Raw genomic sequence first — 12,355 nt, 5'->3', positions numbered from 1 at the left:
AAAGCTGCTTGCGGTGTTGCAGCGGTATTGGCAACTGCTGACTAGAACTCACGGTTAGCCTCTTTCGGGCGATGGCTGGGACGCGTAGATGATGTTCTTCTTACGGTGAGTGTGAACGTTAGCCTGCTGAGCTTATGTTGGCTCTTAGCCCTAGAATTGTTTGCTGTCTTCTTTAATGCTGAAATTTGATGACCGAATCGAAACTATTTATGCCAGCGATCGCAAGGCGTGGCGGCAATGGTTAGAAAAGAACTATTGCACCTCGATCGGCATATGGTTGATTTATTACAAGGTCAAAAGCGGTAAGCCCAGCGTTCAATACAGCGAAGCAGTCAAAGAAGCCTTATGTTTCGGTTGGATTGACAGTAAAGTTAAATCTTTAGATGAAGAACGCTATATGCAAATCTTCACACCCCGAAAACCCAAAAGTGTATGGTCAAAACTCAATAAGCAGTACATTGAAGAACTGATCGCACAAGGATTGATGACTGAGGCGGGTCTCAAAAAGATTAATGCTGCGAAGCAAGATGGCTCGTGGGCTCTGCTAGATGAGATCGAAGCATTAAGCGTGCCAGTGGACTTAAAGCAAGCCTTAGAAGCAAACGAAATAGCTAACCAGAATTTTGAGTCGTTCAGTAATTCAGCAAAGAAGAATATTCTCTTTTGGATTGATAGTGCAAAGCGTCCAGAGACCAGGTTGAAGAGGATTGAAAAGACCATAAGCTCAGTAGCGCAGAATAGAAATCCATTGACCCAATGACAATCTTGGTCCCTGTGCAATCATAACAAGGCATTGTATTGGAACAGAGCCTAGACTATTGGTTGAGTTGCAAAAGTTATCTCCGTTCGGCTAGCTCAAACGTTGGGCGGCTTCTTTCTTTGATAAGGGCAGTACATCAATGCTGGTCGTGAGTTAGTTTGCATTGTGAGAAGTGTAGTACCTTCTTTGGGTTGCAGTTTGTAGCGACATTAATTGTATGAAGTGTACTGCTAACCCATCAACTGTTTATGCTCAGACGCAATGGTTTGAAACTGATTTGCTAGTGCTCAGGATTAGGTTGTTTGGAAGACATTGCCCAGGTAATGTTTTGGAAGTTATCGATCAGGCAGCAGAAATAGAGAAATTAAGTTGAAGTTGCGGGCACGTCCTTGAGAAGTGAGATAACCTGAGCACATCTTTGAGCCGTAGAGAGGAGTGACAGGTGAAAACCGAAAACCTAAGGATCAATCAACTTTCTTCCAAAGCATATGAGTGGTATCTGCAGTATTTAAAGGCGTTAGACACTTTAGATATTGAAGCATATGGCAGATTTTTAGCGCCGGATTGCTCCGTACAATCAAACAACGACCCTGCAATGAAAGGCAAAGAGGTTGTGATGCAGGGACTTGCTGGGTATTGGACGACCTTCGCCAGTCTGGAACACGACTTGTTAAATATCTACGGTAGCGACTCATGCTTCGTGCTTGAGGCACTGAATCATTACAAACGCAATGATGAAAAGACGGTTGCCATTCGAGCCGTTGCTTTTACTGATCGCAATGAGGAGGGGTTGGTGACCTCGGTTAGATTCTACACAGATACTACACCGTTGTTTGCATAGGCGCAGCCCAGCAACCATGTTGCAATAATACAGCCAGATTATTTGCCAAGTTCTAAACTTAGAATCAGCTATAGCCAACGGCAGGAATGATGAGTTCAGATAAGAACCATTGCCTGCACCGGACGGACTGGTATCTGTTAGCTGTGTTTCAAGATTGCCTGCTGCTGGTGTGCTAACCGTTCGTCTGCTTAAGTGATTGGTACAGTTCATGCAGCCTACCTGTTAGCGCTGATGTTAATAGTTCAGAAGCTGCAAGTGTAATGATGCTTTACTTAGAGCGTTAAATGTCTGAAGTTCCAGAAAAAGCTGTTGGCCAATACCAAATCTCGCTGAGGGATGCAGAGGGTCATTTGCTTCCAGCAGCAGTTGAATTGGGTTGTCGTGATTGGACCGAAGTGACTGGTCGTCGCACTAAATGTCGTATCAAGTTGCAGTGGGCCGGTGGTGTCATTGAAGAAACAGCTTGTCATTTCTTCGAGTCTTTCAAAAGGGTTCAAGAGAAACTTGCTTTGCACGGTCTTCTACCCATGTGCTACAGAGCCAGCCGGAGGATCATATTAACGGGAATGGCAGCTGATATGGCTTTGGGCCGTAAGGCTTATCGGGTGAGCGAAGATGGTCAGCTACTGCGTCCAACCGTAGACATTTTCAAAACAGGTGATGATGTAGAACCTGTAAGCGTTGAAGCCCAAGAGCAGTTTCAGGCCGAATGGTGGCAATTGTTTCGCGAACAGTGAGCCACACCACACAGCTGAACAATAATTGTTCGCTGTCGAACGGATCCACGTCGAATTTAAGTAATGTAGCTTTCCTCCGTGTGGTAGGCGTAGGGCTTCAGTCGAACCGCGTCTTGCACTTGCTCTAGCAGTTTCTTCAGACGCTACTGCATGAAAGTTGAACGAAAACGATGTACGGTGTGTTCAGTAGTACATCTAATCATCCACATAGGAGTCTGAAGATATGCGAAAACATCCGGCCCATCCACTTCAGGCAGCGTACTAAGCGGAACGATCGACTTAAGCACTGAATTTAAAGCCTTATGCCAAACTGAATTATTCTGCTTATCTACTTGCTACAGGATCTTAGGCAGAGCTGTCTGCCCATTACATCGTTAGGCCTCTCTCATTCGATCTGCCATGGTATTAAGCCGGTTATTATTCTGCATCACGGCTGCGCTTTGTCTCTGCTCCTGCCAAAGCACGACTGCGTCACCGGATGCCGCTCAGCCTTCCGAATCGAGTGCTTCGACACCCCTGACCGCAGATGGTTGGGGGCCACTTCGCGTTGGCATGACGCGTGAGGAGGTAGTTGCGGCATTGGGTGAAGATGCCAACCCCGATGCAGTCGGGGGACCGGATCCGGAGCAGTGCGACGAGTTTCGCCCGAGCCGTGCGCCGGTAGGCATGCTTGTGATGATCGAGCAGGGACGGCTTACCCGGATCTCCCTAATCAACGGCTCACCCATAAAGACTGAGGCAGGCTTCGGCGTCGCTGACTCGGCCTCAGCAATCAAGGCTGCCTATGCAGGCAAGGCTGTAGTCACTCCGCACAAGTATGTCCCGCCTCCTGCTGAATACATCACCATCTGGAGCACGGCTCCGACCGAGCCCAATGCTCGCGGAATTGTCTATGAGGTGGGTTCAGATGCCCGCGCAACCCACGTCCGTGCGGGAGGCCCTAGCATTCAGTATGTGGAAGGGTGCCTGTAGGTTGTGGCCTTTTATGCCGCTATCGCCCTAACCAGGGCGCTACAGGCGACAACATGGGGCTGGGCATGCTTTCAGTCGATCAGGTTCAGTGCACCGGTCCCACGTGCCTGAGCCTAATCGTTGTGCCGTTGAGCGTTTGGAGGAGACGTAGCCGAAGTTCCTCTGCTGGTGTTCGAGGTTGGGTTGGCGTGAGCTTATAGATGAGGCAACGCTTTAAAGGTCGTGAGGCAACCGCAAATTTCAGAAAAGTACCCTCAAGGGTAATAGCCAAGCTAAGACAAGCTTTGCATATTAAAGCTTAGTCTTAAACGCAATGATCGCTCTAGTAATTTGGCTGGCGTGGATTGACTAATATTTCCTGTGTAGGTAAAGGTTATTTACAGCCGCTCAATCGCATCGTTAGCAGCTCAGTTTATGTTGACTGGCAAAAACTCTGAAACGCTTGTTTTGGAAGGCTTTCAGGCAATTGATGTGCTTTCTGAAAAACTTTGAATGCATAAGCCCTCAAGGTTGCACATCATAAGACTTATCAGTAACGGATTATTGGTCTTTGAGCAGAACTGTTTGTTCTGCTTTGTGATGCCCATAAAATCTCTGTTTCTTTTATTTGGGAGTTTGTTTTCATCATGATTCATCACTTTTCAATGGCGGCAAATAATCCGCTTCATGTCGCTCAGGTTCTAGCTGAATTGTTGCAGGGGACTGTGGCTCCTTTTTCAAAAAATCCAGGCAGCTACGTTGTTTTTACCGAGGATGTATACGGAACTTTGATTGAGATTTCCCCACAGGGTTTGGAGTTGCAGCCGGGTTCAGGAGATGAGTCCTTTTGCTATTCGGTGAACCATTCTCGTTCCTCTGGCTATAGCGTCACTCATTTTAATCTTTCAGTTGCTGTTAGCGAAGCCAAAATTCGAGCGGTGGCTGCGCGTGAGGGCTGGCGCACTGTACGGGTTAGCGCAGGAGGTTTTTTTGAAGTAATGGAGTTTTGGGTTGAAAATCAGACCTTATTGGAGCTGATGCCTCCACCGTTCACAACTCAATATCTTGCCTTTTTGCACTCAGAGAAACTGAAAAATATCTTGGCAGGTATGACAATCCCAGCGCCAGATTTCTAATTAACGGGTTGTTTAGCAACGTGATTGTAATAGTTTTTACTCATGTTTGTACACATGTTCGTACAACCGTGAGGAAGAGCTTAGGTAAAATTGTGGTTCTGTAGGAGCGCAGGGCGCCGAGAGGTCTCGGGGGTGATTGCTAGACAACGCTGCTAACAAGTCTTTGGAATGGTGCTTTGAGGTTTCTCCCCTGTATTCTAGGTTACTTGCCGTTGCTCAACTGGGTTGTTAGGCGTTGTGCAAGGAAAAATCGCCACCTGGTAAACGGAGCTTCTTATGAATATTAAAATAGACGATTTAAGCGGTCCCGAGATATACGAACTGTTGCAAGAACATCTTCAGAGTGCGGCTCTACACTCGCCGCCTGAGAGTGTGCATGCCTTGGATATTGAAGCATTACGCAAACCGGAAATTACATTCTGGACTGTGTGGGAAAATGGGGAGCTACTCGGCTGTGGAGCAATCAAAGAACTGGATGCTCAACATGGCGAAATCAAATCTATGCGGACATCTTCGCTGCACCTTAGAAAAGGCGTTGCGACCAATCTTCTTAAGTACATACTTGAAGAAGCTAGGCGGCGCGGTTACAGACGGTTAAGTTTAGAAACGGGATCAATGGAAGCTTTCGAGCCTGCTCGTAAACTCTACGCTAATTTTGGCTTTACCTATTGCCAACCTTTTGCAGATTATGTTGAAGATCCGTATAGCGTCTTTATGACAAGAGAGCTTTGAGTTTTTGCTTTTGCCTAACAACTTGGTTTTACAGGCTAATCACGATAGCAAAGACACCTCTTCATGCGGCCAATTGCCGGTGGCTTTTGCAAAGGATCGTGAGAATTATTCCCAGACGACTGCCAAGATACAGTAGTGTTGCCCTTGTAACTACATTGAACTCTTAGCTAAGAGAATAATCCGATGATCACCGTCCACCACTTGAATAACTCCCGCTCCCAACGGGTGCTCTGGTTGCTAGAAGAACTCGGGTTGGAATACGAAATCAAGCACTACGAGCGCGACCCACAAACCATGCTGGCACCGACATCACTGCGCGAGGTGCATCCACTCGGTAAGTCGCCGGTGATTACCGATGCTGGATTAACCCTGGCGGAATCCGGAGCTATTGTTGAGTATCTGGTCGAACGCTACGGTAACGGACGCTTGGTTCCGACTCCGGGCACACCGGAGCGGTTGCGTTACACCTACTGGCTACATTATGCAGAAGGCTCAGTGATGCCGCCGCTGCTGCTCAAGCTTGTCTTCGACCGAATCGAGCAACAGCCAATGCCCTTTTTTGCGCGTCCGATTGCCCGAGCGATTGTAACTCGCACGAAAAGCTCATTTACTGGACCTCAAATTGCGCTGCACCTAGATTACCTAGAGGCGGAGATTGGCAAAAGCGAATGGTTTGCAGGCCATGAATTTACTGCCGCCGATATCCAGATGAGCTTCCCGCTAGAGGCGGCTACGGGAAGGGCAGGACTAAACGCGAGTCGGCCTAAGCTTATGGCATTCCTGGATCGCATTCATCAACGTCCGGCCTACCGCCGTGCCCTAGAGCGCGGTGGTGTCTATGACTTATGAGGGCTTACGAGTTGGGGGCAATTGCCTCTGGGTAAGGTGAGGATGCCTCAAGGGATATACCTGTGCCAAAGCTGCACCGAATCGGCTCAACAAGGCGCGGCAATTGACAGTTAGCTTTATTTAGCTTTACTGCCTGCACCTGAACTTGGCCATTGTTGAGTGATTACACTACGAGATGCTAAAAAGAATCGACCACATTTACCTCTCGGTTTCCGATTTTTCCCGCTCTGAGACATTCTACGACCTGGTTATGCAGGAACTCGAGCAACACAAGGGTGATAAAGCTATTGCTGGTGAACCGCACGCCCATTACTTAGGTCCACAGTTTCAGTTGACAATTCGGCCCGCAAAGACAGGACAAAAACACGATCCCTATACTCCCGGCTTGCATCACCTCTGCTTTCAGGTAGAGACAATGACCGAAATAGACTCATGCTTTGAGAAGCTCAGAGCAGTGGGAATCGAGGTAAGCCCACCCAAACGGTATCCCGAATACCATCCTGAATACTACGCTATATTTTTCGAGGATCCAGACGGCATAAGACTGGAAATTGTTGCCGAAACATCTGCCCGCCAAGCTTTAGAGTCGCAGTGGGATGAACTGGAGGAATTTCTGAATCCTCTACAGGCATTGCTCAAGAATGAGCATCACAACCCCTAACAAACCGCTCAACTTAAATGTGTACGCTGCGCTTCATCAGAAAACTCAAGTTGTCGCCCGTCCTTGAGGAAATCGAGCAAGAGATTTAAAAATATCTGGCAGTGCAAGCATTTTTCAATACCTATCCCGCTAGACCAACCTGAGTTAGTTCTTAGCGCAGTTCGTCAATGGTTGGGAGAGCTTAAAGGGATGAGTTTTCAGCTAATGCCTAGACTACAATAGATGCCAGCGGTCTTAACTGCATACACAAAGGCACCATCTGCCTATGGATCTCGTTGCACAAGCGCTTGCCAACGCTGTTCGTCTGTCAGAAACTCCACGACTGACGCGTTTTCCATAACGACTTCCTGAGCGTTTCCTGTAAGGCTCATAGACGTCGTAGTTAGAGTCCCCTTCAAGCTTGGGGTTCTCCTAACAGGATCAGAGAACAATTTAGAGATTGAACAATGTGGGTGGTCACCTCACTCACCGCTAGTCCTCCTGCAGTCCGATAGCGAACAGTATGCAACATCACCAAGTCAACATCTTCTGCCGCCTGCAGAACTGCTCCTGCGATGTCGCTGCTGTGAACGGTTTCAATAGTTGTCCTGATCTTCAGCTCACGGTTCGCAGCAATTGCAGATAACCGAGCTGAGAACTCAGATGATTGGGCTGTAGACATCTGAGGATTGCTCACATGAAATAGGACTACAGTTGCCTGGTTTGCATCTGCCAAAATTTGGGCAAAGCGAATGGTGCGTAAGGTTTCTGAAGTGAAATCATTGACGAGAACCAGAATGCTTTGAATTGCTGTGGGGCTGATTAATAAACGGGTTACGGCAACCGGACAATGAGCAGCACAAATGACACTATCAATGACATTGCCAAACAGGCGGGCTCGAAATCCTGTCGTGCGAGACCAGCCCATCACAATTAAATTGGCATTGTGTTCTCGACTAACTCGGCTAATTCCAGTTGCCACATCATCATCAATCCGAATGGCTGCCTGGGTTTCTACGTTAAACTCCTGCCCAATTGCGATCGTAGCTTGCAGTCGTTTATGGTTACGTTCCAGAAGGGATTCTAGCTGAGGATGATCCATGTAAACAGGCGCTTTGACAATCGCCACAGGAATAATCCGCCCTGACTCGTGACGCGCTAACAACGCTGCCATTTCAATGAGATACTGCTGGGTTTTGGGATTGTAAGTAGGAACCACAATCGTGAAGGGCCTATTGGTTTCCTTGCTGTCTGAAAGCGGGGTATGCGTGAACCAGGGCGCTGACAAGGACTCAAGAGCAGTTGTTGGAATCGTCAGCTGGGGAGCAAATCGAGCTGTGATCAAGGGGCCGAGAACGGAGGTCACCACCATCAGCACAATGACGCTATTGAGCACCCCTTCTCCAATCAGCCGTTCTCCTGCCGCATTGAGGGTCTGATATCCTACCAGCGTAGCGGTCAGGGTTGCAGCTACTTGCGGTAGGGACAAAGACCACATCGTCATTAACTCTGGAAATTTGTAGTGATAGAGCCACTTAGACAGAAGGGCCGCGATGAACTTGCTACTGATCAGTCCACCGACAATCGCCGCAGTGAGCCAGATAGCACCTAAGGTTTCAAGGAAGGCAGGTAGGTTGATCAGCAGCCCCATATCTATAAAGAAGCAGGGGATAAACAGCACGCTGCCAACAAACTCTACCTTTTCTTTTACAGGACTATTACCTAGGACATCATTAACTGCTAACCCTGCCAGGAAAGCCCCAACAATTTGCTCTACTCCGATGACCTGCGCTCCAACTGATGCCAGAAACAGCGCCAGTAGGATGAACAGAAACTGATTGCCTTCAGCATCACCAGAACGCCGAAAAAACTCCTTACCTGCCCAGTCAAAACCTACTAACACCAACACTGAATAGAGCGCTAGGCCAACTATTAGCGTCGCAAAGCTCAGGGCAGTAAAGGAGCCTAAATGAATTCCAACACACACGGCCAACACCAGTAGTGCTGCCGTGTCGGTAATAATGGTGGCACCGATCGTCACCATCACAGCTTCATTAGAAACGACTCCCAGACGGCTCACGATCGGGTAAGCCAGCAGGGTGTGGGAAGCGAGCAAAGACCCAATCAGCACAGAGGCATTCCAGCCAAAGTCAAACAGTCGCCCGACCGTAGTGCCCATGATCATTGGGACAATAAACGTGAGAAAACCAAAACCCAAGGAGCGATTGCGGGTTTTGTGGAACTGTTTGAGGTCGATTTCCAAACCTGCCACAAACATCAGGTAGACCTTGCCGATGCCTGATAGCAATTGCATGGTCTCGGATTTGGCATCCAACCATTGCAACCCGCTTTGCCCCAACACAATTCCAGCAATCAATAAGCCGACAAGTCCAGGCAGACGCAACCGCTCAAATAGTGGTGGTACCACCAGAATGACCAGCAGCAGCAGAGTGAACGTGAAAATTGGACCTTGCATTAGTCAACCAGCTTGTTTTGGATCGCAGGACAATCTAAGGCACTAATAGTTTCTCAATCGAGGTAAATAATAAGGCTTTTTCCTACTAGAGGATAGGTAGCACTTGCTCAGAATATCTTTAGGAACTATTAGGTTTTCTCTAGATTGACACTAAAGGCTCAGGCTGGCTCCCAAATTTGTCCTAATCTTGTAGTTTAAATTTTTCAGGCTAGCTGCTCCATAGTTTACAGCTTTAAACTCCATAACTTTAGTGAAAAGACGAAAGCCGCTGAGGTCAACATAAGCTCATGCCCCATTTTCAGTCAGTGGCGGATGAATAGTAACAGCAAGAAGCTGCAACAGATTGCAGATAGCAAGTATTTAAAAACAAAATTTGGCGCATCCTACAAGATGCGCCAAACTCTATCTAACAGACACGTTGTAACTCTGATAACCGGAGACAAGCGTAACAGCAAAAGTGTGGGGGCTTAGCCCCCAAGCTGTTAACCGATAGCGCCGATCTGCTGTAGGATGAGGTCGAGATTTGCTGATGCCTCAACATCACCTTGCAGAAAAGAAAGATCCCGCGCTTGTCGGATGTAGGCAATGCCTTCCATCTCTCTTCCTTGCTGCAACAGTACAACACCCAAGTTGAAGTGCGCTTCGGGAGAATCCGGTGCCATGCTGACAACTTGCTCGAATGCAGATTCAGCTCCAGGGAGATCCCCTTCACTGCTGAGCAGCAAGCCGCGATTGAATTCGTTTTGAACTAATTGAATATTAGCCTGGTCAGTGACTGGGCTAATCGTCACTACATTGGTTGAACTCGTTTGAGCAGCCGGTTGCAGCGAAGTATCTGCCTGATCGGAGAAGGTCATCGGGCTAGCGTCTATCGTTGTTCCAGTACCACTAGTTGAAGTACCACTGGTCGCAGATGAGAGCGCATTCTGTGCAGCACCTTGCACGGAATCTGCTACCTTTGACACCGACGACTGAACATTGTTAGACACACTTTCCAGAGCTTGCGTCATTTTGGGTTGAGCATCTTGCGCTGCACTCTGAACAGACTGAGCTGCACCTTGCACTGAACCTGCAATGCTAGATGCCGAGGATTGAATGCTTTCGGAGGTCTTGTGAACTGCTTCGTTCACAGCAGGCCGAGCATCTTCAACCGTTGCTCTTACCGCATCTGCCGTTCCTACCACTGAGGGACGGGCTTCATCAATCGTCTCTGCTACTGCATCGATCGCATGGGTAACAGAGGGCGTTACGGCGTCAAGTGCGTGGGTTACCGAGGGCCGAGTTTCATCAATTGTCTGTTTGACCGAATCAATCACCCCAGTCACAGAGGGTTGAGCCGCTTCGATATTGTGCTTCACAGCATCGACTGTGCCAATAACAGAGGGCTTGATGTCCTCAACTGTCTGCTTCACAGTATCGACTACACTTTCAAGCTTCCGGTCAACTCCTTCAGCCGCTTCACGTCCAGTGTTAGCACCCGCTACACCACCAACGACTGCACCCACAGCAGCGCCCCAGCGTCCGCCTACTAGCCGACCGATGAGTGCTCCTGCCAAGCCTCCGCTTACAACCCCAAGCCCTGTTGCAACAGTTTGGACCGGGTCGCGCCCTTGGCTCTGCTCTGAGGAAGATAAATCTTGATGCTGTTGACTGAGATCCTGCTTACTAAGATCCATCGTATTGTCCGTCATACTTTTTCCCTCTGGTTTGTTAAATTATTCGTTACAAAGCGTCGCAACCATCTGAGCTGTTGCTGATATCACAACCGTAACGATTGCTTCAAAGTGCATAATCCGCTAAAAGAGAGAGATTAAGCTGGTGGTTGTAAGCAGTAGATGTAGAGAGGATTCCCAACTGGAAAAGACGAAGAATAAAACCAGGGATAAGGTTCTAATTAGCTAAAAAATCACCGGTTAACCACCCTCGTAGGGATAGTATTGAGCGAACAGCATTTAACCAAGCGTTAACGCTGAAAGACAACGATGACAACTCAAAACTGCCAGCAGGCTAAAACTGGAAGTAGAGAAAAATCTTATACTCCAAGCATGTCTTAGGACCTACTCCTAAGGTCTAGTACGAGGAGAGACGCGCTGGATTGCGGTTTCGGTTGAAGTGTCTAAAGCATTGGCTTCCTCGGGTGCCGATCTGCTAGACGCTGCGCTTTGCCTGCGCTCTGCTAGATAGTTTCGCAACGTCTGCTACTGGTCACACCTCATGTGTGACAGACCGAGTTCAGTGGGACCTGAACCTGAAGTTGCAACACTAATTTTTGGGCAAGACATTGTCAGCTTTCGATTGAGTTGAAGGTTAACTCAAGGCCGGTGGAGAGTGTGAAATTGCCTGGCTACTCATATTAAGCACTGTCAAACTTTGGCTTCGTTTCCAGCCTCAGCAGGTTATTGTCGTGAAAAGTGGCTTGCGACTGCCGACCTTTGCGCTGAGCAAAAAGAGACACGTGATATGGAAGCAAGAAAGCCCGAACAAGAAGCCGCTAGACTTGAAGCACTTAGACAGTACAGGATACTAGATACGCCCTCAGAGCAGGCCTATGATGACTTCACCGCGCTAGCCTCTTTCATCTGTGAGGTTCCCATAGCCCTCATCAGCCTTGTTGACGCAGAACGCCAGTGGTTTAAGTCGCAACTAGGCTTAGAAGTTAATGAAACCTCTCGAAATATTTCGTTTTGTGGGCACACCATCCTCAGCGATCAAACAATGGTGGTCAACGATGCTTTGTGCGACGAACGGTTTTTAGACAATCCTCTCGTCAAATCCGCTCCGGGGATTCGCTTTTATGCGGGGGCACCCCTGATCACGCCCGAAGGATATGTCATAGGTTCCCTCTGTGTCATCGATCGAAAACCAAGAGATCTGTCTGAGGCTCAGCGGACAGCATTGGAGGCCATTGCGCGCCAGGTTGTCACCCAATTGGAGTTTCGACGGGTCTCTTCAAGTCTCGCTGAAGCCCTCGAAAAGATAAAACTGATAGAAGGGCTGGTCCCTATATGTTCATACTGCAAAGGAATCCGCAATGACCAAGGATGCTGGTCAACGGTTGAGAAGTTTATAAAGCAGCATTCGGACGTGGATTTTACTCATGGCGTTTGCAATGATTGCATGCGACAGCACTTTCCAGAAGTCGCCAAAGTTTTGCTAGAAGATGTTGAATTAATGGACTAGATAAAAGATTGAGCAGACGAATGTATGTGAATCTAACCGATGTAGAAATGAAG

General features: G+C 48.2%; 11 protein-coding genes and 1 pseudogene. 9 read left to right on the top strand and 3 right to left on the bottom strand.

Features of this window, described 5'->3' with window-relative positions; genetic code table 11:
- The first annotated feature begins 175 nt into the window (after positions 1-175).
- The 8 genes from H6F94_RS26015 to H6F94_RS25980 all read left to right on the top strand — a co-directional run bounded on the left by H6F94_RS26015 (position 176) and on the right by H6F94_RS25980 (position 6,667).
- On the top strand, positions 176-760 hold the full coding sequence (locus tag H6F94_RS26015) for a YdeI/OmpD-associated family protein (RefSeq protein ID WP_190805188.1): 585 nt from the start codon (positions 176-178) through the stop codon (positions 758-760).
- Positions 761-1,202: 442 nt separating this feature from the next.
- Positions 1,203-1,601, top strand: a complete 399-nt coding sequence (locus H6F94_RS26010) for a nuclear transport factor 2 family protein (protein WP_190805187.1) — start codon at positions 1,203-1,205, stop codon at positions 1,599-1,601.
- A gap of 284 nt (positions 1,602-1,885) precedes the next feature.
- The gene (locus H6F94_RS26005) at positions 1,886-2,338 is read left to right on the top strand and encodes a hypothetical protein (RefSeq protein WP_190805186.1); all 453 of its coding nucleotides are present in this window, start codon (positions 1,886-1,888) and stop codon (positions 2,336-2,338) included.
- 399 nt (positions 2,339-2,737) lie between these two features.
- A complete protein-coding gene (locus tag H6F94_RS26000) occupies positions 2,738-3,310 on the top strand; it encodes a hypothetical protein (RefSeq protein ID WP_190805185.1) in 573 nt (190 codons plus the stop codon).
- A gap of 626 nt (positions 3,311-3,936) precedes the next feature.
- Positions 3,937-4,425 (top strand): hypothetical protein, encoded by a 489-nt coding sequence (locus H6F94_RS25995; protein WP_190805184.1) that lies wholly within the window; start codon positions 3,937-3,939, stop codon positions 4,423-4,425.
- A gap of 276 nt (positions 4,426-4,701) precedes the next feature.
- Positions 4,702-5,157 carry a GNAT family N-acetyltransferase gene (locus H6F94_RS25990; RefSeq protein ID WP_190805183.1) on the top strand — a complete coding sequence of 152 codons (456 nt, stop codon included), beginning with the start codon at positions 4,702-4,704 and terminating at the stop codon, positions 5,155-5,157.
- A gap of 183 nt (positions 5,158-5,340) precedes the next feature.
- Positions 5,341-6,006: a glutathione S-transferase gene (locus tag H6F94_RS25985; RefSeq protein WP_190805182.1), complete on the top strand. Its 666-nt coding sequence runs from the start codon at positions 5,341-5,343 to the stop codon at positions 6,004-6,006.
- A gap of 175 nt (positions 6,007-6,181) precedes the next feature.
- A complete protein-coding gene (locus tag H6F94_RS25980; protein WP_190805181.1) occupies positions 6,182-6,667 on the top strand; it encodes a VOC family protein in 486 nt (161 codons plus the stop codon).
- A 197-nt stretch (positions 6,668-6,864) separates the two neighbouring features.
- On the opposite strand, the pseudogene H6F94_RS33660 reads toward H6F94_RS25980, so the two are convergent.
- The 3 genes and pseudogenes from H6F94_RS33660 to H6F94_RS25965 all read right to left on the bottom strand — a co-directional run.
- A pseudogene (locus H6F94_RS33660) lies at positions 6,865-6,930 on the bottom strand (Ada metal-binding domain-containing protein); the annotation flags it as partial.
- A gap of 131 nt (positions 6,931-7,061) precedes the next feature.
- On the bottom strand, positions 7,062-9,122 hold the full coding sequence (locus tag H6F94_RS25970; protein WP_190805180.1) for a cation:proton antiporter domain-containing protein: 2,061 nt from the start codon (positions 9,120-9,122) through the stop codon (positions 7,062-7,064).
- A 482-nt stretch (positions 9,123-9,604) separates the two neighbouring features.
- On the bottom strand, positions 9,605-10,813 hold the full coding sequence (locus H6F94_RS25965; RefSeq protein ID WP_190805179.1) for a tetratricopeptide repeat protein: 1,209 nt from the start codon (positions 10,811-10,813) through the stop codon (positions 9,605-9,607).
- 679 nt (positions 10,814-11,492) lie between these two features.
- Between H6F94_RS25965 and H6F94_RS25960 the strand changes: the two genes are divergently transcribed.
- Positions 11,493-12,302, top strand: coding sequence for a GAF domain-containing protein (locus H6F94_RS25960; protein WP_242041426.1), 810 nt, complete (start codon positions 11,493-11,495; stop codon positions 12,300-12,302).
- Positions 12,303-12,355 lie beyond the last annotated feature (53 nt).

The organism is Leptolyngbya sp. FACHB-261 (assembly GCF_014696065.1).
Classification (GTDB): Bacteria; Cyanobacteriota; Cyanobacteriia; order FACHB-261; family FACHB-261; genus FACHB-261.
Note: the sequence above shows the minus strand (reverse complement) of the source record. Positions and strands in the feature narration are given on the sequence as shown.